Source organism: Martelella radicis (assembly GCF_014196625.1).
Taxonomy (GTDB): Bacteria; Pseudomonadota; Alphaproteobacteria; order Rhizobiales; family Rhizobiaceae; genus Martelella; species Martelella radicis.
This window is the reverse complement of record NZ_JACIDZ010000006.1, coordinates 36,907-60,028: the sequence shown is the minus strand read 5'-3', so window position 1 is coordinate 60,028 and position 23,122 is coordinate 36,907. Positions and strand designations below refer to the sequence as shown.

Genomic DNA, 23,122 nt, shown 5'->3' with positions numbered 1-23,122 from the left:
AATTGTGGCAGGCGGGCGGAAGCGTTCTATCCTCCGGCGCATCATCGTGCAATAGACGAAAGCCGCCGGCGAGCATGGTCCGCCGGCGGCATTTTCGATCACGAATACGAAGGCGTCGGGTTATTCGATGCCGCTGGTCGTCTGCAGCGCCAGTTCCGGCGCGCCGTCGAGATTGTAGATATCATCGCGGAACTGAACGACGCCGTCCTTCGCCGACCATGCCGTGATGTAGACGAAATGGTTCGGCACCGGATCGGCAAGGTTCACGGGCGTCGAGATGCCGCTGTGGATCGTCTCCTCGATATGCTGGCGGTCCCAGCCGGGCGTGTTCTTCAGAAGCCAGACATCAAGGTCGCGGACATTCTCGATGCGCACGCAGCCGGACGATTCGAAACGGACGATATCGTTGAACAGAGACTGGCTCGGCGTATCATGCATGTATACGGCATGCTTGTTGTGGAAGTTGATCTTTGTCGAGGCCATGGCACTGTTGGGGCCGGGATCCTGACGGAAGGTCAGGTTCGGCGCCTTTTCCGCGTTCCAGTCGACCGTCATCGGATCGACCTCCTGGCCCTTGTTGTCGTAGAGACGGATCTTGTTGTCGACCAGGTAGTTCGGATCCTTGCGCATCAGCGGCATGATATCCTTCTGGATGATCGAGCGCGGCACGGTCCAGGGCGGATTGAAGATGATTTCGAAGATCTTCGAGTCGAGGATCGGCGTCGGGCGCGACGGCCGGCCAACAATGGCGACATTGCGCAGCGCCACGGTGTTCTGCTCCACCGCTTCGCAATAGGCTGCCGGGATGTTGACCAGAACATAGCGCTCGCCGAGATCGGACCCGAGGTCCTCGACGCGCGAAAGATTGGTCTCCAGCTGGGCAAGGCGCACGCGGGCGCTGACATTGATCGCCTTCAGCGTGTACTCATCGATATAGCCGGTCTCCGACAGACCGTGGCGAGCCTGGAAGCGGCGCACGGCGCCCTGCACATAGGAATCGTAGGAATCCGAGATGCCCGCCGAGCGCGGCAGGTCGCCGGAAACGATCAGCCGCTGGCGCAACTGCTGCACGGAGGGATCAAAGACGCCGAACTGCAGCGGCACATTGGGGTGGACTTCCGGCCAGCCGCCGCTGGTGACGATCTGCTGGTACTGAGCGATGGCCTGCATCAGATTGGCCGGCGCGTTCGGTCCGAGGATCGGCTGGTTGGAGCTGACGCTGGCCGGCGCGCGCGAGGTGAAGGCGTCGAACTGGTCGTCCCAGTTGCCGCGCCCGGGCGTGTTGATCAGAGCGTCGACGGCCGATTGCGCGGAGGCCAGATGCGGCATCGCCAGAACGCCGGCGGCGCCAGCGATGAAACGGCGGCGCGACACAGTTTTGGAATGCGCTTTCTGGTCTTGGTCTTTTGTCATGAAATCCAAATCTCGTTCGGTCCCGCGGGCGCAATGATCGCGCCCCTTTTCTTTAACGATGCCCCTTGCACAGCAATATGGCCAATTATTGTCACTTTTCAAAGCCGCGCAGCAGGCCGATGCGGCTGATCCTAGCGCTGACGGATGAAAGCAAGGTAAACCCAGAAGGAAACGTAAAAACCGATCAACAGAATGTGAAGGGCCGCCAGCCCCGGCGCATCGCCGAAGATATGCGGATAGGCGCTATGCGCGCCGATCTGGACGGCTGCGCCCAGCACCCACAGCACGAAGCCCCAGCCGACACCGAACCACAGCCCGGCGGCAGCCACGGGATATAGGACCGAGAGCACTGCCTCGACGAAGCGCACGTCGGCATGCACAAGGTCGAATCGCCCGGAGCCGCCCTCGCTCAAGCCAATCAGCGCCGCCCAACTGGAAAGCGCCAGGAAAAGCAGGAACACGGCAATGCACCGCTTGAAAACCAGAAAAGCGGTCTGCGAAAAACTGGGTCTGGGCGTTACACTTGGCTCTGAGGACATGACCGCCTTATACGCGCCAATCGCCCGCTGACAAACCCGCAAACGTGCGCGCCGATGTGACAAATTGGGTTGTTTTGCCGACAGAAACAGCGTGCTAAAAGCCTGACGAACATCAAAGACGTTGAAATGCCGGAGGATCCAGGATGAACGACGCCAATGACAAGACCCATCTCGTCGACCGCATCACCGGCCACCGCCGCATGCGGCGCAACCGCAAGGCCGACTGGACCCGCAGGTTGGTGCGCGAGAACAGGCTGACGGTGGATGACCTGATCTGGCCGGTCTTCGTCATCCCCGGCGACAACATCGAGGAGCCGATCCCGGCCATGCCCGGCGTTTCACGCATGAGCGTCGACCGTCTGGCGGAAGCCGCCCGCAAGGCCGAGGCACTCGGCATTCCCGCAATTGCCACCTTCCCCAACATCGCGCTGGAAAAGCGCGACATGAACGGCTCGGAGGTCCTCAACCCGGACAATCTGATCAACCGGGCGACGCGCGCCGTGAAAAAGGCGGCACCCGGCGTCGGCGTCATCACCGATGTCGCCCTCGATCCCTTCACCAGCCATGGCCATGACGGCATCCTCATCGGCGACGAGATCGTCAACGACGCCACCGTCGACCATATCTGCGAGGCGGCCGTTCTGCAGGCCGAAGCCGGCGCCGACATCATCGCCCCTTCGGAAATGATGGACGGGCGCATCGGCGCGATCCGCGAGCGGCTGGATGCCGCCGGTTTCCAGAATGTCGGCATCATGTCCTATGCGACCAAGTTCTCCTCCGGCTTCTACGGCCCATACCGCGAGGCGATCGCCACCAAGGGCCTGTTGAAGGGCGACAAGGCGAGCTATTACGTCGACACCGCCAACGGCACGGAAGCGCTGCGCGATGCGGCGCTCGACGTCGAGGAAGGCGCCGACATGCTGATGGTGAAACCGGGCCTTCCCTATCTCGACATTTGCTGGCGGATGAAGGAGGCCTTCGGCCTACCGGTCTTCGCCTACCAGGTCTCCGGCGAATACGCGATGATCCGCATGGCCGCCGAGCGCGGCGCCATAGACGGCGAGCGGGTGATGATGGAGACCCTTCTGTCGTTCAAACGCGCCGGCTGCGACGGCATCCTCACCTATTTCGCCATGGACGTTGCCGAAAAGCTGGCGAAATCGTGACGGAGACTGGGCCTTGATCGTTGCAATCGGCGACGGCCATCCCACATTGGAAACTTGGAGGGCGATGCAGAGGCTTCGCCCGATTGAAACGAGTGAGCCAACACGATGAGCATCGAACGCGACATGTCCTATGCACCCAATGCCGGCAGCCCCGCCTATTCCGGCGTGTTGTCGCGCAGGGTTCTTGCCTTTCTGGTCGACTACCTGATCATCGCGATCCTGTGGGTGCCGGCGGCGGTGCTGCTGTTCTTCGTCGGCATTGCCACGCTTGGCCTCGCCTTTTTCCTTTATCCGGTGCTCTATTTCATCGTTGCCGTGTTCTATTTCGGCTTCACCATGGGTGGCATCTCGCAGGCCTCGCTCGGCATGCGCTCCATGGGCCTCAGGATCGTGCGCACGGACGGGCTGCGGATGGACTTTTTGACGGCGGCCGTGCATCTGGCGCTGTTCTGGCTGTTCAACTCGGTGCTGACGCCGCTCGTCCTGCTGGTCGGACTTTTCACCGATCGCAAGCGTTTGCTGCATGATTTTCTGGTCGGCGCCGTGATCGTTCGCGAAGAAGCGATCTGAAGCGCTTCAGCCACTGTTGACCTTTTTACTGATTGCTCCATGCTAGGGATATCAACCCGAAGCATGTTGTGCCGGTCATGAACACGCAAGCCACGCACTCACCACAGTTTTATCTGACGGCGCCGGCGCAGTGCCCCTATCTTGAGGCCGAGCGCGAGCGCAAGGTTTTCACCCATCTCGTCGGCCCGCGAGCCAGCGAGATGAACGACCTTCTGACTCAGGGCGGCTTCCGGCGATCGCAGAACATCGCCTACCGCCCGGCCTGTGAAAACTGCCGCGCCTGCGTGTCCGTCAGGATCGTGGCGGGGGCATTCGAGAAGCCCCGTTCCCTGAGACGCATCATGTCGCGCAACAGCGACCTTGCGGCAACCGAGCGCCCGGCAATCGCAACCACCGAGCAGTATGATCTGTTCCGCACCTATCTCGACAGCCGCCACCAGCGCGGCGGCATGGCCGACATGACCATCGATGACTACGCGGTCATGGTCGAGGAAACCCATGTGGAAACACGGCTTTTCGAATATCGCGTCGCGAGCGGGCGTATCGGCGAGGAAGGCGAACTCGTCGCCGTTGCGCTGTCCGACATTCTCGTCGACGGCCTTTCGATGGTCTATTCCTTCTTCAATCCGGCCTATGTGAAACGCTCCCTCGGCAGCTACATGATCATCGACCATGTTGCGCGCGCGCAGCATCTAGGCCTGCCTTACGTCTATCTCGGCTACTGGGTCAAAGGCTCGCAGAAGATGGACTACAAGAAACGCTTCCAGCCGCAGGAACACCTGACCGGCAAGGGTTGGGAACGCGCCGAGGTGGAAGAGCCTGTGGAATAAGGCGGCAAAAAAGCCGCCGTCGCCGTCCCGGCTCTTTTCAACCCACAGAATATGGAAGCCTCCGTCACAATCGCCTAACCTTGCCAAATCGAAACGCAAGGGGCCGGCAAGGACGGAGATAACATGCTCAAGGAATTCAGGGATTTCATCGCCAGAGGCAATGTCGTTGACATGGCCGTCGGCATTATCGTGGGCGCGGCATTTACCGCCATCGTTCGCTCGCTGGTCGCAGACATCATCGACCCGATCATCGGCCTCATCATCGGCGGGATCGATTTTTCCGACATGTATTTCGTCATGAATGGCACGGTGCCCGAAGGCGCGAGCCTTGCCGATGCGCGCGATGCCAGCGCGGCGATCTTCGCCTACGGCGCCTTCGTCACGTCGATCATCAACTTCCTGATCATCGCCTTCGTCGTATTCCTGCTGGTCAAGACCATCAATCGCGTGCGCGCCGCAGCCGAACGCAAGGCCACGAAGCAGGCAGAAGCCGCCGCGGCAGCAGCTCCGCCGCCCGGCCCCACCGAGATCGAAGTGCTGCTTGAAATCCGCGACGCACTGAAGCAGAGACAGTAGAACGCCGGGACGTCCGGCGCCTGCGCCCGGCGGCGCCTTATGGAGACATAAGCCGGTTGGTCTTGCCGGTCGGCATTCAGCAAGCAGATCGAAAAACCGAATCGGATGATGCGGACGCTTTTCAGCGGCCGCATCATCCGCCAGGCGGCGGCACCAATCAGGAATGAAATGACGACGGACCGCTCAAGCAGGCGAAGGCAACCCAAATAACGATCACAAAGAAGAGGCAAGGCCGCCGAGGACAATCAGATCGGCAGGCGCACGGACCTATTCAGGCTTTGGGATGCCACGGGAAACCGGTAGCTCCGGACTGAAACGCCATTTCAGAAAGCCGGAGCATGTCGCAAAGCGATATGCCTTTCCACCCATCTGATGATTAACGGTCAGATCGGAACCGAATTTTATATTCTGACATCGCCCGCCGTGTGGATTGTTACCTCTTCCGCGGAAGCGCATCTTTGTGCGGCCTGTTCCACGTTTTTGACATACACGGTATTTCCGCCGGTATTATACTTTCCAGCCTCGTTCAGAGATCGGCTTTTCGGATCATATTTCACCGCCACAAAACCGAACGAACGGATCTTGCGATCAATATCATCGTCCGAGATGCCGAACTTTTCACCGCTTCCGTTCAGCTCGACGATCAGCGCCGCAACCTGAGGGTTGCCAAAAAAGGCCTTCCCACCTTCCAAAACAAAGGATTCATACCCCTCCACATCCACCTTCACGATAGAACTGTGGTCCGGATCAATACTATCCAGCGTCGTGACTTCAACGCTGACGACGTCCTTGTTGTTGGGATCTGTATTGACGTGATTGGCGCAATTCAGATTGCTCGTGAATTCAAGAACAGACGGTTCAGCGCCAACTCCCTTGTTATTTGGCACGACCAGTTCATCGATCCTGTTGATCTTGATCTGGTCCAGAAGCCTGTCATACGTATCCGGGAGAGGTTCGAATGTGTAGGATTTGCAGCCGCGCACCCCACTCGCAAGTATCGTATATGCGCCAACATTCGCACCGACATCGTAAAATTCATCGGTTTCGCGAAGATAATGGAGAAGGAATGCCATATCCTCGTATTCCATGAGCCCGCAATAGAGATTCCCGGTCAGGCCCGTCTCGCCCTTTTGAACAATGAATTTCGCGTCATCGACCCAGTCAACGATCAACCGCCCCCCCAGCATTTTCGAACCGACCTGCCACCGGAAAAAACCGGTCAATGATCTGAATCTCCGATTTTCGTTCAGTGGATGCGCGTAGATAAATTTAACAATCATCAATAAATTTCTGAACAAAACCGCCCCCCCCACTTAAAGTCACGAACTGAATTCAAAGTGACAATACAAAAACGGCAATCGAGCCCTCTCCAAGTCTCCACCCCTCGAAAATCACTCGTCCCAAAGGCTATTCTATTTTGGGAATCTTATTAAGGGCAACATTTATTTGACACAACCTGACGCACGCTATCCGCGACAGCAAAAAAAGATGACTTTTGCTTCGAGCAGCCAACCGTTTTTTTTTGCGGGTGACACGGAGGCTCCCCATATCGCGGGCGGTTGGCCCTGTTTTCGAGGCCGGAAAAGGATCCAGCATCAGCAGTCCGCGACAGCTCCGCTCAGAACGCAAAGAAAGCTTTCCGCGCGATCATCAATCAGGCCTGCGAATTTGATATCTCTGGTTCAATAGGAAGCCAAACACATGAATCCGCCGCACTGTCTCCTCGAAACCAGCGAGAACCGCTATAGTCTGTCGAAAGACTTTGCGGAGGTGCGTTGATGGGAGCAGTGACAAGAGTGCAATGCCGCTGCGGCAGCGTTGTCATGGAGGCCGAAGAGGCACCGATCATGAGCGCGGAATGTCTCTGCAATTCATGCCGGACTGCGGCCGACAGGATGGAAGCGCTTCCCGGCGCGCCGCGTCTGCGCGAGGTCTCCGGCGGCACGCGCATGGAGGTCTATCGCAAGGACCGGGTACGCTGCATCAAGGGTGCGGAGCATCTCCGGGCGTTCCGGCTGAACGACAAGACCAGGACCCGGCGCGCCGTTGCGATCTGCTGCAATACGCCGGTCCTGCTCGACGTCACGGTAGGCCACTGGGTCGATCTCTACGGCGTGCTCTGGCCGGAAGGCGCACTGCCGCCGCTTCAACTCAGGACGATGGCAGGCACGCTGGACGATCCGTCGTCGCTGCCCGAGGATGTGCCCAATCTCAAGACCTATTCGGCAGCCTTCTTCTTCCGGCTGATGGCGTCCTGGGCGGCAATGGGCTTTCGCAGGCCGAAGATCGACTACATCAAAGGCGAGATCGACTTGAGCCGCTGACGGCAAGGCCCGTCAGCACCCGCGCACACCGGCAATCATTCCCACTCGATCGTGCCCGGCGGCTTCGAGGTCACGTCGTAGACGACGCGGTTGATGCCGCGGACCTCGTTGATGATGCGGGTGGCGGCCTTGCCGAGGAAGTTCATGTCGTAGTGGTAGAAATCGGCCGTCATGCCGTCGACCGAGGTGACAGCGCGCAGCGCGCAGACGAATTCATAGGTGCGGCCATCGCCCATCACGCCGACAGTCTGCACCGGCAACAGCACGGCAAAGGCCTGCCAGATGACGTCGTAGAGGCCGTTTTTCCGGATTTCGTCGAGATAGATCGCGTCCGCCTCGCGCAGAATGTCGAGCTTTTCCTTCGTCACGCCGCCGGGGCAACGGATGGCAAGACCCGGCCCCGGGAAGGGATGGCGACCGATGAAGCTGTCGGGAAGGCCGAGTTCCTTGCCGAGCACGCGGACCTCGTCCTTGAACAGTTCGCGCAAGGGTTCGACAAGCTGCATGTTCATGCGCTCGGGAAGACCGCCGACATTGTGGTGCGACTTGATGGTGACCGACGGGCCGCCGGAGAAGGACACGCTTTCGATCACATCCGGATAGAGCGTGCCTTGACCGAGGAAGTCGGCCCCGCCGAGCTTCTTCGCCTCGTCCTCGAAGGTCTCGATGAACAGGCGGCCGATGATCTTGCGCTTGGTCTCCGGATCGGCGACGCCTTCAAGCTCGCCGACGAAACGGTCGACCGCATCGACATGAATGAGGTGCAGGTTGTAGTGCTCGCGGAACATGGCGACGACTTCCGCCGCCTCGTTCTTGCGCATCAGCCCGTGGTCTACGAGGATGCAAGTGAGCTGGTCGCCGACGGCCTCATGGATCAGGAGTGCGGCGACGGAGGAGTCGACGCCGCCGGACAGCGCGCAGATCACGCGCTTATCGCCCACCTGATCGCGGATCTTCTGCACCATCTCGGCGCGGTAGGCCGCCATCGACCAGTCGGATTTCAGCCCGACGATCTTGTGCACGAAATTGGAAAGCAGCCGGCCGCCGTCGGGCGTGTGCACCACTTCCGGGTGGAACATGGTGGTGTAGTAGCGCTTTTCCTCGTTGACGCAGATGGCAAAGGGCGCATGCGGCGAGACGCCGATCACCTCGAACCCTTCCGGCGCATGAGTGACGCGGTCGCCATGGCTCATCCACACCGGATATTTCTTGCCAACCTCCCAGATGCCCTCGAACAGCGGCGAGGCCTTCAGGATCTCGACATCGGCGCGGCCGAACTCCGCCGCGTGGCCGCCTTCGACCGAACCGCCGAGTTGCACGCACATGGTCTGCTGGCCGTAGCAGATGGCGAGGATCGGCACGCCGCTGTCGAATACCGCCTGCGGCGCGCGCGGCGAGCCGTCCCGCGTGACGGAATCCGGACCGCCGGAGAAGATCACGCCCTTCGGCTTCAGCCGTTCGAACCCTTCCTCCGCCTTCTGGAACGGCACGATCTCGCAGAATACGCCGGCCTCGCGGACGCGACGCGCGATCAACTGCGTGACCTGGCTGCCGAAATCGATGATCAGGACGGAATCGGGATGGGTAATGTCTGCGGTCATGGGAGGCCTTCCGCTCGATGAAAGCTAAAAGCTGCGTTTAGAGGGGAATCGCGCCCGTTTCAATGGCGCTTTCCAGCCGATCGACGGCGTTGCTGAGTTTTTCATCGATGATATGGAGATATTGCGTCCAGTCATCGACATGTTTGAGCTCTTCCCGGCCATCGGAAATGCCTCTAAGGCCGACCAGCGGGATGCCGAACACCTGACAGGCCCGCAGAAGCGCAAAAGTCTCCATGTCCACCATCTCGGCGTCTATAAGATCATAGGCCGCGCCCGAGACGATATTGGCGCCCGTCGACAGGCGCGCGGAAGGCAGGCCGGGGATCGTGAACGGCAGCGGAACTTCGGCCGGAATATCCAGAAACGGCGTCCGCCCTTTCTCGAAACCGAGCGGCGAGGCATCCATGTCGCGAAAGGAAACCGAGGCGGCCTGATAAATCTCCGTCTGCTCCAGGGTGGCCGAGCCGGCCGAGCCGAGCGACACGACGAGCGCCGGCAGCCTGCCCGCCGCGGCAAAGACGGTGAGCGCCTTGGTCAGCGAGATCGCGGCCTCGACCGGGCCAACGCCCGCCATCAGAGGCGAAATCCGCGCCTTCAGCCTTTCGCCATACTCGGCCTCGGCCGCCATGACGAAGAGAACGTCCTTTCCGCCTACCTGATCGAGCATCTACCCCTGAAACCCTTCCCGGTCGCGCACGACCATGCATGTGCCGGACATGGAGGCGATCAGCTTTGCCGGGCCGTCGTCGCCGATGGCATAGCCGCGCCCGTCGGTGACGATGATGTTGGTGCCCGGCCTCGTGACCTCACCGCGAAACAGGAACCGCCCTGCCCGCCCCGGCGACAGGAGATTGACCTTGAACTCGATGGTGAGAAGCGAGGCATCGGTGTCGATCATCGTGTAGGCGGCATAGGTGCAGGCGGTCTCAAGCCCGGTCGCGATGACGCCCGCATGGAGGATGCCGTGCTGCTGCGTCAGTTTCTGATCGAACGGCAGCTCGATCTCGACCACGCCGTGGCTGATGCGGGTCAGTTCCGCCCCGAGCATCTCCATCGCGCCCTGGCTCGCAAAACTGTTCATGATCCGGGCGTGAAAGTCGCCGTGCTCGAAATTCGCCATGCCTCACCGCGTAGATTCAATATGCTAGAACGTTCTTTGTGCATCCGAATGGACGCACGGCGCTCTGGCAACGGAGATTGGCACGGTCGCCTATTCCCAACAAGCGGGAAAGATCAATTGAGGTAAACGATCGAGGCGTTGAGCAGCGTGGCGAAGGCGACCCAGGCCGCATAGGGCACGAAGAGCAGCGCCGCAGGACGATCCTTGCCCCAGGTGCGGGCGATGAACAGAAGGATGCCCGCAAGGAGCGCGCTCACAACGACCAGCGCCGCCGCCGGCATCTCCATGCCGAAGAAGAGCGGCGACCAGGCAAGGTTCAAGACCAGAAGCGCCGTCCACAGCGTCAGCGCGCCGGACGTTAGAGGCCGGCCGATGAAGAGCCGCGCGCCGGCCCAGCCGATCAGCACATAGAGCAGGCTCCAGGCGGGCGCGAAGACCCAGTTCGGCGGATTGAAGGGCGGCTTGGCGAGCGACTGGTACCATTCGCCCGGCACATTGACGATACCGACGATGAAACCCGCAATGACGACGCCGACAACGAAGACGGCATGGATAAGAATTCTTTTCATGGCGAGACCGATCTAGCGCGCGAAACCCTGTTGTCCAGTCGACCTATTCATTCAGCCGCTGGATATGCTGATCGAAAGCGACATCATGATGGCGGCCCTTGAACGACCCGCCATAGGTGCCGACGGCAAAGCCATGGTCTGCCGCCGCAATGCCCGCCGCATCGGCAAGAACGCGCGATGAGCGCAGCTGACCGGTCGCCTCGTCGAGGCTTGCCACCATTCCCTTGCCCTTCGGAGAGGAAAGGCCGATCAGCCCGTCGCGCGGATTATAGGCGATGGCGCCGACATAATTGCCAAGCCCGATGGTGATATCCTCCGGCAGCTCGGCAAAGGAGAGCGCCTCGCCGGGGGCAAAGCGGCCGACGAGCGGCGGCAGCGCATTGCGCGGGCCTTCATACTGGCAGGCAAACCACACGCGCCCCTCCCCACCAATCGCCAGATGCCGGGTCGAGAGCTGGCTGAGATCGGCGGGCAGCGCATGTTTCTCGACAAGCGCGCCGGACGCCGCATCGATCAGCGCCAGCGACGGCTCCATATGGTCGAGATTGAGCTTGGTGCGGCCGAAATCCGGATGGGTCTCGATGCCGCCATTGGCCGCGACCAGAAAGCGCCCGTCCGGCGAGACCGCCAGATCATGCGGGCCGACGCCATAGGTCGGATATTCGTCGATCCTGAGATAGCCATCGCGGCGATCATAGATGCCGATCACGCCGCGACGGTTTTCGAAATCATTCTCGCTGGCATAGAGAAACCGTCCATCCGGCGAAAACGCCCCGTGGCCGTAGAAATGCCGGTCGGCAATGGAATTGATGAGGAACTGCCCGCCGCTGCCATCGGGAGAGAACACCAGGATGAAGGTGCCGGGCCGGCGGGCAAAGGCCGCGACCTCGCCCGTTGCGGGCGACGCGGCAAGGCCGTGTATGCGGTCGGGCAGCTCGATTTCCGCGATGAAATCGCCTGCCTCGCTCATCAGCGCCAGCGCGAAACTGCGGTCGGCCTTGCGGATGCCGGTGGCATAGACCGCGTCGGCGCGCGACAGCGCGAAGGCGGAGGCCGGCGTCAGACCCGCCAGAAAGGCGGCGCCCGCCGCCTTGACGAAGCTTCGACGGTCAAGGAGCGGCGAGCGCATGAACGTCAATCCCCGTCGGAGAAGGAAAAGCCCGCGCCAAGTCCGATCGCGCCGCCATAGCGGTCGTTGAGCCTCAGGATCAGGTCCTTGGTGTTGATCAGCAGGTAATCCAGCTTGGCACGCTGGTCGGGATCGGACAGTACGACCTCGATATCCGGGTCCATGCTGCCGACCACGCCCTCGACCGAGGAGAACAGGAAGTTGATCGAGGAGACGATGGAACGCACGTCTTCATCAAGCAGATCAACCATCTCCGAATTGTTCAGCAGATCCTGCAACCCCTCCAGGTTGGCAAGAATCGACGGCCAGGTGTTTTCCGAGCGCCAGTAGATCGCGCGGGTGGGAATGTTCGGGCCGTCCTCGCCGCGATAGAAATACTCAATCCGATAGTCGCGCACGGTCTCCATGCCGTGCACCAGCACGCCGAGCAGCGCCGTCAGCGCCTCGTCATTCGTGCGGAACAGCGGATTGTCCGAACCGGGTTTCTTCCAGTGGGCGGCAACGCCATCGGGCGCATCCCATTCCTGTGACAGCGCGCCGGCGATGTCGTCGATATTCTCCGCAATCGCCGCGCCATAGCGGCAGCGATAGCTCTCCGGCGCATCGAACATCGTCTCGTATTGCGTGCCGAACAGCACGAATTCGAGCGCCAGAAGCCCCTGCATGGCGACGCTCTTTTCCGGCAGGTAATCGGGGTCGGTGGCGGTTTCATCCTCTTCGATGATGGCCGCCTGGACTTGCTTGAGTCCGATGCTCTTGCGGTCGGGGTAGAAGAGAATGCGCTCGAACCGGTGGTCATCGATGACCGGGCCGGTGCGCACGATCTCGATATGCGACCATGCGCCGACCAGTTCGTCAAAGGCCGTCTCAGCCGCCCCATAGGTCGCCTCGTCGGGCGTGGCGCAGAAGGCGCCCATTGCCGAGGCCATGGTGCCGGAGGCTTCTTCGAAGGCGTGATAGCCGGGCCGGATGAAACCGTCGACGGCCTTTTCCAGCACCATCGGCACGGCATCCTCGTTCATGGCCCGCGCACTGCCGGTTCCCAGCGGCAAGGCAAGAAGGACGGCGAAAACGGTTCCGGCAAGATGTCTCACAACAACTCCATGTCTCAAAGCGATTCCAGGAATTTGATCAGTGCGTCTCGGTCCTCTTTCGAGGCGTTGGCGAAATTGTCGCGCGCATCCTGCGCCTCGCCGCCATGCCACAGGATCGCCTCGGTGCGGTCGCGCGCACGGCCGTCATGCAGGAAGAAGGAATGGCCGCTGACAACCTCCGTCAGCCCCGTGCCCCAGAGCGGCGCAGTGCGCCATTCATAGCCATCGGCAACGCCCACCTGCTGATGGTCTGCGAGCCCCTCGCCCATATCATGCAGCAGGAAGTCGGAATAGGGCCAGATCAGCTGGAAGCGATGAGCCGCGTTTTCCGCATCGCGGCTGGTGACATATTTCGGCGTATGGCAGGAGGCGCAGCCGGCCTCGTAGAACACCTGCTTGCCGCGTAGAACTTCCGGGTCATCGACATCGCGGCGGGCGGGCACGGCGAGGTTTTCGGAATAGAAGGTGACGAGTTCCATCACCGGATCGGGCGCTTCGCTGTCGCCGAGCCGGGCCTGTGCGCCGTGCGGCATTGCCAGGCAGTCGGCCTCCGTCTCGGAGCAATCGCCCCAATGGTTCGGCGCGTCCGGCGAGGAAATGCCGATATCGCCGGAAAAGGCGCCGGAGGACTGGTCGCGCACGCTGGCATTCTGCGCCTTCCAGCCGAAGCGGCCGAGCTTGATCTCGCCGGTCCTGTGATCGCTGACGATCGCCGGACGACCGGAAATGCCGTCGCCGTCCACGTCATCGGGATCGGCCTGAGACAGGATATCCGCCGGATGGATCGCCTGGATCAACCCCATGCCGATCATCTGGTTGGCAATGCGCGGCGAAAGCGTCGTGTCCTCACCCATCGGGCCATAGGCCAGATCGGTCACGCTATAGATCGGCTCGCGGAGCGACACGACCGTGCCGTCGCCGAGCGTCACCGGCTTTTCCGTATAATCAATCTTCATATGGCCTTCGGCGGAAAGGCCGGGCACGGCGAAATCCTGGAACTGGCCGCCATAGACTTCGTCAGGAAAATTGATGGTCTCGTAACTGTCGATGCGCGCCCGCTCCTCCGGCGTGCGGGCGGGCCGCGCCAGACGCAGGAACATCGAGGTGGCATCGCTGTCGCCTTCCGGCGGATGGCCGCGCCCGTCCTTCAGATGGCAGCTCTGGCAGGAGCGCGCGTTGAACAGCGGGCCAAGCCCGTCGGAGGCCTGCGTCGACGACGGCGAGGAAACCCAGAACTTGCGGAACAGCGCATTGCCGAGCTTGAAGGTCTCTTCCTCGGCGAAGGTGATGTTGGCGGAGGATTTGGAGAACACATCGCGGTTGACGGTGGCCTTGGTGGTCGCCGCCCCGCCCTGCATGGTTTCGAAGCGCTCAGCCTTGGAGAAATCATCGGTTGGCTGCGTTACAGCCTCCACACGGGCCTTGTCCTTGGCATCGAGATCATCGCGCGTTTCAGGCAGCGGCCAGTCCTGGGCCAGTGCCGCAAAACCGAACAAGGCGGCAAGCGCCGCCAGAGGAAGAGTTCTCGAATACCGTGTCGTCATGGTCTTTCACGTCAAAAGGAGGACGGGCCCCGCGACATGCTGCGCGGGCCCCGCCATTGCTATTCTTATTGGAAGACAGCGTCCGGATTGTCCAGGCTGTCGGAGCCTTCCAGTTCAATCTGGCCGAGTTCAAGTGCTGCAATCGCACGCTCGATCGACGGGGTCTGCGCGATCAGTCCGTCGATGGCGGCCTGAACGGTGGCATTGCCCTCGTCATTGCCTTCACCGATCATCTGGTCATAAGCCTCGACGTTATTGGCGCGCGCCGCCATGGCTTCCATCGCCTCGACCGTGTCGACGAGCTTCGCCTTGATTTCCTCATCCAGCGCTGCGTCCTTGGCAGCAACCAGATCGGAAACCGAAGCGCCGGTCATCTCCGTGCCGTCCACGCGAACATAGTCGCCCGTATAGGCCTGCAGGATGCCGATGACATCATTGAGGTGCGAGGCATGGGTGTTGTCGGAGAAGCAATCATGCTCTTCTTCCGGATCGTGCAGCAGCAGGCCGAGCTTCATGCGCTCGCCGGCAAGCTCGCCATAGGAGAGCGACCCCATGCCCGTGAGGATGGCGGCGACGCCGCGTGTCGGATCCTCGGTGACATAGGTGTAGGCTTCGCCGCCCTCTTCCCAGGCCGCCACGATATCTTCCAGATCGGAGATCAGCAGTTCGGACGCGGCCGAGAGATAGGCCGCGCGGCGGTCGCAATTGCCGTTGGTGCAATCATCGCCCGAAAGATAATCCGTGTAGGAACGCTCGCCCGCGCCGGCATCCGTGCCGTTCAGGTCCTGGCCCCAGAGCAGGAATTCGATGGCGTGATAGCCGGTCGCGACATTGGCTTCGATACCGCCGGCCTCATGCAGCGTGTTGGCCAGAAGGTCCGGCGTGATCTCGGTGGCATCGACCGCCTCGCCGTTGATCTCGATTTCCGGATTGGCGATCACATTGGCCGTGTAAAGCGTGTTCTCGTCGCTTTCCATGCCATAGGAGGCGTCGACGTAATCGATCAGGCCCTCGTCGAGCGGCCAGGCGTTGACCTTGCCTTCCCAGTCATCAACGGCCGGGTTGCCGAAGCGATAGACCTCGGTCTGCTGATAGGGAACGCGGGCAGCGATCCATGCTTCCTTGGCGGCGGCCTGCGTCTCTTCGCTCGGGGCTTCGATGAAGGCCTGGATTGCCGCGTCGAGGTCCTGCGCCGTGGTCAGGCTGTCCTGATATTTGGCATGGGCGACATCGGCATAATGCTTGACGACGTCTTCCGGCGTCGCGTCCGCCGCAAAGGCCGGCATGGCCGCAAGAACGGTCGAGGCCGCAAAAGCGGAAAGCGCAACGCGCATGGTTGTCGTGCGTTTCATGAATCCCTCTCCTTCAATGAGTTCACGATTGGTTGATCGCGGCCTACATGAAGGAAAAACAAACTTGTGTCAAATAATCCAGTTATTGAACGGACAATAAGCAGAAAGGCCGCGTATCGGCCTTGATGATCGTCAATTCAAAGCGCTGAAATCAGGATTTCCGGACCAGAATCGCACAGAAGAACCCGTCGGTCCCGGTTGCTGCCGGCGTCAGCGTGGCAAAGCCTGCGCAGGAGACATGAGGCCGAGCCTCGACGCCGGGGAAGGCGGCGGGCCAGACGGTCTCGACATCCACGGCCGCAAAGCCGCTGCCGCTCTCGCTTTGCAGAAACCGCGCGATCTGATCCTGATTTTCCGCCGGCAGAAGCGAACAGGTGACATAGACCAGATGCCCGCCCGGCTTGACGAAGCGGGCGGCATCGACAAGCACCTCGGCCTGCTGGGCGGTGCGCTCCTCGAGGTTCTTTTCCGAAAGCCGCCATTTGATGTCCGGCCGGCGACGCCAGGTGCCGGTGCCTGTGCAGGGCGCGTCGACCAGAACATGGTCGAACCGCGCCTCAAGGCCGGAAAGCCCCTCAAGCGTATCATGAACCTGCACATTGCGCGTGCCCGCCCGCTTCAGCCGCTCGATGATCGGCGCAAGCCGGGTGCGGTCGGCGTCATAGGCGTGCACCTGCCCGGCATTCTCCATCGCGGCTGCCAGCGCCAGCGTCTTGCCGCCGCCGCCCGCGCAGAAATCAAGCGCCTGATCGCCGGCCTTTGCTCCGACCAGCTTGGCGACGATCTGCGAACCCTGATCCTGCACCTCGAACCAGCCCTTCTGGAAAGAAAGCTCGGCGGTGACATTGGGCAGGCGGTCCGGCCCGCTTCCGGGCGGAATGCGGATCGCCTCGGGCGCGATCCCGCCCTCACCTGCTCCGCTGCGGGCAAGGGCCTTCAGCACCTTCTCGCGGGTTGCCTTCAGCGTGTTGACGCGCAGGTCCAGCGGCGGGCGCAGGTTCAGCGCTTCGGCTTCCGCCAGCCAGTTCTCGCCGAAATTCTGCTTGAAAGCCGGCAGGATCCATTCGGGAAGGTCGCCGCGCACATCATCCGGCGCATCGGCAAGATTGCGGCTGGCAAAGGCCTGGAGAGCCGCGTCGGACAAGGGCTCGGGCGCGAACTTGTCGCCATCCAGCCGTTCGGCAAGTGCTTCCGGCGCAATGCCCCACTGGCGGAAGAGGACCGCATGGGCAAGGGCTGCCGGGCTGTCGTCATCCATGAGCCAGGCGTGGGAAAGCTTCAGTCGCAGCGCGTCATAGACGATATTGCCGATGGCCGCTCGATCACCGGACCCGGCAAAGCGATGCGCCGTGCCCCAGTCCTTCAGCGCATTGGCAATCGGCCGCCGCCGCTCTTCGACATCCGCCAGAATTTCGATCGCGCCTTGAAGACGCCCGCCGATACGCATGGTTATGCTCCGTTGATTGGAGGGAGAAGCGGAAAAGGTTTCCCTCAATCTCCCCCCTTGAGGGGGAGATGCCCCGAAAGGGGCAGAGGGGGGTGAACCCTCCCGCCGATTTCGAAGCCTGTTGCTTATGCCCATACCCCTCTCTGTCGCTATCGCGACATCTCCCCCTCAAGGGGGGAGATCGGCGGACGCTATGCGGCGAGCTTACTGGCACCAAGTCCTACCCCAGCCACATGAACGACGCCACGACAGCAAGGTAGCCAAGCACGACTGCAATCAGCCACAGCGCCGCGCGACCCGAGCGCGTATGCCGCGCTTCGGCGCGACCGATCGCCTCGGCCGTGCTCTCGTCAAAGCGCAGGCCCTTCTCGCTCATGGCAATGATTTCGTTGTGGAATTTCTCGGTCTTGTCGGCGATTTCCGGCACGGCCTCGGCCAGTTTCAGCGCCGCGCGCATGCCTTCGCGCATATCGGCGAGAACGCGTTTTGGGCCGAGGTTCTCCTCGATCCATTTGCCGACCACGGGTTCAGACGCCTTCCACATGTTGAAATGCGGATCGAGCATGCGCGACACGCCCTCGACCACCACCATGGTCTTCTGCAGGTTGATGAGCTGCGTCTGCGTCGACATCTCGAAGATCTCGGTGATCTCGAACAGGAGCGTCAGAAGCTTGCCCATGGAGATCGTTTCGGCCGACTGGCCATGGATCGGCTCGCCGATGGCGCGGATCGCCTGGGCGAAGGAGGCCTTGTTGTGGTGCGCGGGAACATAGCCCGCCTCGAAATGCGCCTCCGCCACGCGCATGTAATCGCGGGTGATGAAACCGTAGAGGATTTCGGCGAGCACGCGCCGTTCCTTCTTTCCGAGCCGACCGACAATGCCCATGTCGACGGCGACGATCATGCCGTCATTGTCGACGAAGAGATTGCCGGGATGCATGTCGGCGTGAAAAAAGCCGTCGCGCAGCGTGTGGCGCAGGAAGGACTGGATCAGCGTGACCGCCAGTTCCTCCAGATTGTGCCCGGCCTTCTTCAGACCTTCGAGATCCGACATCTTGACGCCGTCGATCCATTCCATGGTGACGACATCGCGGCCGGTGCGCTCCCAGTCCACCTTCGGCAGGCGGAAACCGGGATCCTCGGCCGTGTTCTCCGTCATCTCGGATATGGCAGCAGCCTCAAGCCGCAGGTCCATCTCGATCTTGGTGGTCTGCTCCAGCGTGCGGGTGATATCGACCGGGCGCAGCCGCCGGCTGGAACGGATGAACCGCTCCTGCATGCGCGACACCAGATACATCGCGCCGAGGTCTTCCTGGAAGCGCTGGCGGATGCCGGGGCGGATCACCTTGACGGCAACCTTCTGCCGGCGACCGTCGCGATCCAGTACTTCGGCCGGATGCACCTGCGCGATCGAGGCGGCAGCGATCGGATCGCCAAACGATGTGTAGAGCTCATCGACCGGGCGACCGAGCGAATTGCGGATGGTGGATTTCGACGCCTCCACCGAGAAGAACGGCATGCGGTCCTGCAACTGCGCAAGGTCATTGGCAAAGCCATCGCCGACCACATCGGGGCGCGTTGCCAGGAACTGGCCCATCTTCACATAGGAGGGACCGAGCCGCGAAATCGCCTTGCCCAGGCGGTCGGAACGGTCCTTCTTGCGCGCGCTCGGCCGGGCAAACGGCACGAGAAGCGCCTTCACCAGCCGCGCATAGGCCGGCAGGCCTTCCGACGGCAGCGCGTTGATCACGCCTTCGCGGGCCAGCACCCAGCCAACGCCGAGCAGATTGAAATAGGATCGTAACGCGCCCATGAGCCGTGCCTAAAGCTTCCAGCCTGAGTGGAGGGCAGCAATGCCGCCCGAATAATTGGTGAACTTGACGCGCGAAAAACCGGCGCGCTCGATCATCGCGGCAAAGTCCGTCTGGCTCGGAAACTTGCGGATCGATTCGACCAGGTACCGGTAAGGCTCGCCGTCGCCGGCGACCGCCTTTCCGACCAGCGGAATGGCATGGAAGGACCAGGCCTCGTAGACCTTGTCGAGGATCGGCGCCTCGACCTCGGAAAATTCCAGCACCAGAAGCCGCCCGCCGCGCTTCAGCACGCGGTAAGCCTCGGAAAGCGCCTTATCGATATGCGGCACGTTGCGAATGCCGAAGGCGATCGTATAGGCGTCGAAGGTCTTGTCGTCGAAGGGCAGATCCTCGGCATTGGCTTCGACAAAGGTGAGATTGTCGGAGATGCCTTTCTTGGCCGCGCGCTCCTCGCCGACGGCAAGCATCGAGCCGTTGATGTCGAGAACCGTGGCCTTCGCCAGATTGCGCGAGGCCTTCACGATGCGAAAGGCGATGTCGCCCGTGCCGCCGGCAACGTCGAGCACGCGGTAATCCGGGTTCGGCGGCGGATTGAGCGCGCTCACCATGCCATCCTTCCAGGCGCGGTGCAGGCCCGCCGACATCAGATCGTTCATCATGTCGTAGCGTTTGGCGACCTTGTGAAACACGTCGTTGACGAGCGGCTGCTTTTCGCCATCGGCCACATCCCTGAAACCGAAGGAGGTTTCCATGCCGCCGTTTGCGCCGGTCCGGCTTTCCGCCATGTTCGCACCTATCTGTTACCCGATTGATTTTGCAGGCGACCATAGCGAAAGCCGAAGCCTTGCGCTATTGCTGCCGCCCGCCGACAGTGCGGCTATAAACCGAAACGGAATAAAGCGAAACGCCAAAGGCTTAAAATAAGATGCCGGAACTGCCCGAAGTCGAAACCGTCCGTCGCGGACTGGCGCCTGCCATGGAGGGCCGCCGGATAGAAAAACTGATCCTCAACCGCGCCGATCTTCGCTTTCCCTTCCCCGAAAACCTTGTCGAGACTGTGGAGGACAGGACCATTGTCGCGCTGGGGCGGCGGGCGAAATACCTGCTCATCGACCTCGATGACGGTATGACCATCATCGCCCATCTCGGCATGTCGGGCTCATGGCGGGTCGAGGAGGAAGACGATGCCCACCTGCCGGGCCGGTTTCACACGCCCCGCAGCGTCAATGCGCTGCATGACCACGTGATCATCGAACTGAGCGGCGCGCCGGCACGACGCATTGTCTATAACGATCCGCGCCGCTTCGGCTTCATCAAGCTTGCGAAGAAGGCCGAACTGGAAGCCGAGCCGAGCTTTGCCGGCCTCGGCCCGGAGCCGACCGGCAACAGCCTCGATGCCGATTTCCTCGCCGCGCGCTTTGCCGGCAAGACGCAGGCCATCAAGACCGCTCTGCTCGACCAGCGCAATATCGCCGGTCTCGGCAACATCTATGTCTGCGAGGCCTTGTGGCGGGCGCGACTGTCGCCGTTTCGCGCCGCAGGCCACCTCGTCACGCCGACGGGCAAGCCGCGCGAAGGCCTGAAAGCGCTCGTCCCGGCCATTCGCGCCGTCATCGCCGAGGCCATCGAGGCCGGAGGCTCGACGCTGCGCGACCACCGCAAGACCGACGGTACGCTCGGCTATTTCCAGCATTCTTTCTCCGTCTACGACCGCACCGGATCCCCCTGCCCGCACGCGGACTGCAACGGCACGATCGCGCGCGCCGTTCAGTCCGGCCGCTCGACCTTCTACTGCCCGGCCTGCCAGAAAGGGTAGAACGGGTTAGCGCCGCTCGATCGGATGCAACGCCACGCCTTTTTCCTCGAAAGCGGTGATGTTGGCGATGGTGGTGTGGGCGATATTATAAAGAGCCTCCTCGGTGAAGAAGCCCTGGTGGCCGGTGATCAGCACATTCGGAAAAGTCAGGAGCCGGGCGAAAATATCGTCGCGGATGACGGTGGACGAGAGATCGCGGAAGAACAGGTCCTCTTCTTCCTCATAGACGTCAAGCGCCAAAGCGCCGATTCGCCCCGACTTCAGTCCGTCGATGACGGCAAGCGTGTCGATCACGCCGCCGCGGCTCGTATTGACCAGCATCTTGCAGCGCTGCATGGCGTCAATGGCCGTCTCGTCGATGAAATGCCGCGTCTCCGGGGTCAGCGGGCAGTGCAGCGTGATGATCTCGGAGCGTTCCAGCAATTCGTCCTTGTCGACATAGCGCGCACCAAGCGCAATCGCCTCGTCATTGGGATAGGGGTCGAAGGCGAGGATCTTGCAGCCAAAGCCGGAAAAGGCCCGCATCACATTGCGGCCGATCCCACCGGTTCCGACCACGCCGACGGTCTTGCCATGCAGATCGAAGCCCAGAAGTCCGTTGAGCGCGAAATTGCCTTCCCGCACGCGGTTATAGGCCCGATGGATCTTGCGGTTCAGCGTCATCACCAGCGCCAGCGTGTGTTCGGCGATGGCGTATGGCGAATAGGAGGGCACGCGGGCGGTCGCCATCTGCAGGTGGTCAGCCGTCGTCAGATCGAGCCGGTTGAAGCCGGCGCATCTAAGCGCCACGAGCTTGACCCCCGCCTCCTTCAGTTCCGACAGGGTCGAGGCGCCGAGGTCGTCATTGACGAAGGCGCAGACGGCCTTCGAACCGGCGGCGAGCTTCGCTGTCGGCGCGTGAAGAGGCGCCTCGGTGAACACCAGGTCATGCCGCCCCTCATTGGCGGCTTTGAGGAATTCCTCGTCATAAGGCTTGGCCGAAAAGACAGTGACGCGCATATCTTTATCCGTTTTTCTGGGCCCGCGGTAACGGCGCCAAATGGAACTACACCTTCTTGAATTCTAAAACGCGACGGCGTAATGGCAATGGCGCCGGACGCCGCAGGCATCGGATCGGCAGTCGAGCGGGTGGTTTTCGACAATTCGACATTGACGGACAGCCCGTTTGCCTTTATATGCCCGCACCACAGTGTTGAAAGCTGCAAAGCTTCATCGATTGCTCCCGGCAGAAAAGCGACTAGAGCCATGACGGCGCGCCGCCGATGTCGGAGCTTGCGACCACATTCGAAGAGAGACTTATATGGCCAATACAACTTCGGCGAAAAAGGCGACGCGCAAAATGGCCCGCCGTACCGCCATCAACAAGTCCCGCCGCTCGCGTGTCCGCGGCTTCGTCCGCAAGGTTGAAGAGGCGCTCGCAGCCGGCAACCTCGATCAGGCGAAAGAAGCCCTGAAAGCCGCCGAGCCGGAAATCGCACGCGCCGCCAGCAAGGGCGTCCTGCACCGCAATACGGCTTCGCGCAAGGTTTCCCGCCTTGCCCAGCGCGTCAAGACGCTGTCTGCCTGAGCGCGAATAAGTATCAGTTTTTCGAGAAACCCGGCCGCTGGCCGGGTTTTTTGTTTTTCTTCATAGGCTTGCCCTTCGTGACATTCACGTTTCAGCTAGATGTCGAAAAAATGACGGATTTTTTCTCGTAATTTCAATCGGTTGCGGGAGGAAGGTCACATTTCAACCGTTTTTGGCCTGAAACGGCGCCCCCAAATCGCGTCAAGTCATTTTATTTTTTTTGCCTCGAATCGGCTGCTAAAAATGAGGGGTTTCCGAATCTAATTGATTCAAAAGCGATTCTTTTGCGGCATTGTCGACCGAGTCAAAATCGCTCACTTGAGTCAATGCTGGCAGCGCCGATTCGGAGAAAATTCCTTGTTGAAATTGACCACCGTTCTTGCCTAAATGCTTCTCACATCAGCGGACGGATTGAGCTCTCGGCCTTGCCGGGAGGGGCGCGCTCTCCTTGAGCGCGTTGTCTTCCCGAAGCTGGAAGCGGGGTCGTTTCGGCTTCGTCCTTCCAACAATTACAGGTTGTGCATCGGGCTTCTTCGTGAAATCCGGTTCGGTCATTGTGTGCCTTTTTCAGGCCGGAAAGCAAGTGGGGACCTAGACGGACGAGAACGACTGACCGGACACTTTGCGGCCAGCATCACCCTTTACGAGGAA

At 61.3% G+C, this 23,122-nt stretch carries 22 protein-coding genes; 7 read left to right on the top strand and 15 right to left on the bottom strand.

Annotated elements, in window-relative coordinates:
- Positions 1 to 120 precede the first annotated feature (120 nt).
- Together GGR30_RS10295 and GGR30_RS10290 are read right to left on the bottom strand one after the other, a co-directional pair.
- Entirely contained in the window at positions 121 to 1,413 is a 1,293-nt protein-coding gene (locus GGR30_RS10295) for a L,D-transpeptidase family protein (RefSeq protein WP_183485907.1), read from the bottom strand.
- 131 nt (positions 1,414 to 1,544) lie between these two features.
- Entirely contained in the window at positions 1,545 to 1,952 is a 408-nt protein-coding gene (locus tag GGR30_RS10290) for a DUF6163 family protein (protein ID WP_246413738.1), read from the bottom strand.
- 143 nt (positions 1,953 to 2,095) lie between these two features.
- Here GGR30_RS10290 and hemB point away from each other — a divergent pair, with 143 nt between their 5' ends.
- The 4 genes from hemB to mscL all read left to right on the top strand — a co-directional run bounded on the left by hemB (position 2,096) and on the right by mscL (position 5,094).
- Positions 2,096 to 3,118 carry a porphobilinogen synthase gene (gene hemB / locus GGR30_RS10285; RefSeq protein ID WP_183485901.1) on the top strand — a complete coding sequence of 341 codons (1,023 nt, stop codon included), beginning with the start codon at positions 2,096 to 2,098 and terminating at the stop codon, positions 3,116 to 3,118.
- A 105-nt stretch (positions 3,119 to 3,223) separates the two neighbouring features.
- Entirely contained in the window at positions 3,224 to 3,688 is a 465-nt protein-coding gene (locus tag GGR30_RS10280; protein ID WP_183485898.1) for an RDD family protein, read from the top strand.
- Positions 3,689 to 3,765: 77 nt separating this feature from the next.
- Complete coding sequence (locus GGR30_RS10275; RefSeq protein WP_183485895.1) at positions 3,766 to 4,518, top strand: arginyltransferase; 753 nt, start codon at positions 3,766 to 3,768, stop codon at positions 4,516 to 4,518.
- 123 nt (positions 4,519 to 4,641) lie between these two features.
- Positions 4,642 to 5,094 (top strand): large conductance mechanosensitive channel protein MscL, encoded by a 453-nt coding sequence (mscL, locus tag GGR30_RS10270; RefSeq protein WP_183485892.1) that lies wholly within the window; start codon positions 4,642 to 4,644, stop codon positions 5,092 to 5,094.
- 401 nt (positions 5,095 to 5,495) lie between these two features.
- Here mscL and GGR30_RS10265 read toward each other — a convergent pair whose 3' ends face one another.
- Positions 5,496 to 6,317, bottom strand: coding sequence for an FkbM family methyltransferase (locus GGR30_RS10265; protein WP_183485889.1), 822 nt, complete (start codon positions 6,315 to 6,317; stop codon positions 5,496 to 5,498).
- Between the two features lie 555 nt (positions 6,318 to 6,872).
- On the opposite strand from GGR30_RS10265, the gene GGR30_RS10260 reads away from it, so the two are divergent.
- Positions 6,873 to 7,418, top strand: coding sequence for a DUF6151 family protein (locus GGR30_RS10260; RefSeq protein WP_183485884.1), 546 nt, complete (start codon positions 6,873 to 6,875; stop codon positions 7,416 to 7,418).
- A gap of 35 nt (positions 7,419 to 7,453) precedes the next feature.
- On the opposite strand, the gene guaA is transcribed toward GGR30_RS10260, so the two are convergent.
- The 11 genes from guaA to ubiE all read right to left on the bottom strand — a co-directional run bounded on the left by guaA (position 7,454) and on the right by ubiE (position 19,873).
- A complete protein-coding gene (gene guaA, locus GGR30_RS10255) occupies positions 7,454 to 9,019 on the bottom strand; it encodes a glutamine-hydrolyzing GMP synthase (protein WP_183485881.1) in 1,566 nt (521 codons plus the stop codon).
- A 37-nt stretch (positions 9,020 to 9,056) separates the two neighbouring features.
- Positions 9,057 to 9,686: a 5'-methylthioadenosine/S-adenosylhomocysteine nucleosidase gene (locus GGR30_RS10250; protein WP_183485878.1), complete on the bottom strand. Its 630-nt coding sequence runs from the start codon at positions 9,684 to 9,686 to the stop codon at positions 9,057 to 9,059.
- Positions 9,687 to 10,139, bottom strand: a complete 453-nt coding sequence (locus GGR30_RS10245) for a PaaI family thioesterase (RefSeq protein WP_183485875.1) — start codon at positions 10,137 to 10,139, stop codon at positions 9,687 to 9,689.
- Between the two features lie 113 nt (positions 10,140 to 10,252).
- Positions 10,253 to 10,708: a TspO/MBR family protein gene (locus GGR30_RS10240; protein WP_183485872.1), complete on the bottom strand. Its 456-nt coding sequence runs from the start codon at positions 10,706 to 10,708 to the stop codon at positions 10,253 to 10,255.
- Between the two features lie 43 nt (positions 10,709 to 10,751).
- The gene (locus GGR30_RS10235; protein WP_183485869.1) at positions 10,752 to 11,837 is read right to left on the bottom strand and encodes a DUF1513 domain-containing protein; all 1,086 of its coding nucleotides are present in this window, start codon (positions 11,835 to 11,837) and stop codon (positions 10,752 to 10,754) included.
- Between the two features lie 5 nt (positions 11,838 to 11,842).
- Complete coding sequence (locus GGR30_RS10230) at positions 11,843 to 12,931, bottom strand: imelysin family protein (RefSeq protein ID WP_343066488.1); 1,089 nt, start codon at positions 12,929 to 12,931, stop codon at positions 11,843 to 11,845.
- 14 nt (positions 12,932 to 12,945) lie between these two features.
- Positions 12,946 to 14,475: a di-heme oxidoreductase family protein gene (locus GGR30_RS10225; RefSeq protein WP_183485866.1), complete on the bottom strand. Its 1,530-nt coding sequence runs from the start codon at positions 14,473 to 14,475 to the stop codon at positions 12,946 to 12,948.
- 65 nt (positions 14,476 to 14,540) lie between these two features.
- Positions 14,541 to 15,827 (bottom strand): imelysin family protein, encoded by a 1,287-nt coding sequence (locus tag GGR30_RS10220; RefSeq protein ID WP_183485863.1) that lies wholly within the window; start codon positions 15,825 to 15,827, stop codon positions 14,541 to 14,543.
- Positions 15,828 to 15,978: 151 nt separating this feature from the next.
- Positions 15,979 to 17,274: an RsmB/NOP family class I SAM-dependent RNA methyltransferase gene (locus GGR30_RS10215; RefSeq protein WP_183485860.1), complete on the bottom strand. Its 1,296-nt coding sequence runs from the start codon at positions 17,272 to 17,274 to the stop codon at positions 15,979 to 15,981.
- A gap of 220 nt (positions 17,275 to 17,494) precedes the next feature.
- Positions 17,495 to 19,087 (bottom strand): 2-polyprenylphenol 6-hydroxylase, encoded by a 1,593-nt coding sequence (gene ubiB / locus GGR30_RS10210; RefSeq protein ID WP_183485857.1) that lies wholly within the window; start codon positions 19,085 to 19,087, stop codon positions 17,495 to 17,497.
- A 9-nt stretch (positions 19,088 to 19,096) separates the two neighbouring features.
- On the bottom strand, positions 19,097 to 19,873 hold the full coding sequence (gene ubiE, locus GGR30_RS10205) for a bifunctional demethylmenaquinone methyltransferase/2-methoxy-6-polyprenyl-1,4-benzoquinol methylase UbiE (RefSeq protein ID WP_183485853.1): 777 nt from the start codon (positions 19,871 to 19,873) through the stop codon (positions 19,097 to 19,099).
- A gap of 140 nt (positions 19,874 to 20,013) precedes the next feature.
- On the opposite strand from ubiE, the gene mutM reads away from it, so the two are divergent.
- On the top strand, positions 20,014 to 20,904 hold the full coding sequence (gene mutM / locus GGR30_RS10200) for a bifunctional DNA-formamidopyrimidine glycosylase/DNA-(apurinic or apyrimidinic site) lyase (RefSeq protein ID WP_183485849.1): 891 nt from the start codon (positions 20,014 to 20,016) through the stop codon (positions 20,902 to 20,904).
- A 6-nt stretch (positions 20,905 to 20,910) separates the two neighbouring features.
- On the opposite strand, the gene GGR30_RS10195 is transcribed toward mutM, so the two are convergent.
- On the bottom strand, positions 20,911 to 21,903 hold the full coding sequence (locus tag GGR30_RS10195; protein WP_183485846.1) for a 2-hydroxyacid dehydrogenase: 993 nt from the start codon (positions 21,901 to 21,903) through the stop codon (positions 20,911 to 20,913).
- A gap of 301 nt (positions 21,904 to 22,204) precedes the next feature.
- On the opposite strand from GGR30_RS10195, the gene rpsT reads away from it, so the two are divergent.
- On the top strand, positions 22,205 to 22,471 hold the full coding sequence (rpsT, locus tag GGR30_RS10190) for a 30S ribosomal protein S20 (protein ID WP_024708987.1): 267 nt from the start codon (positions 22,205 to 22,207) through the stop codon (positions 22,469 to 22,471).
- Positions 22,472 to 23,122 lie beyond the last annotated feature (651 nt).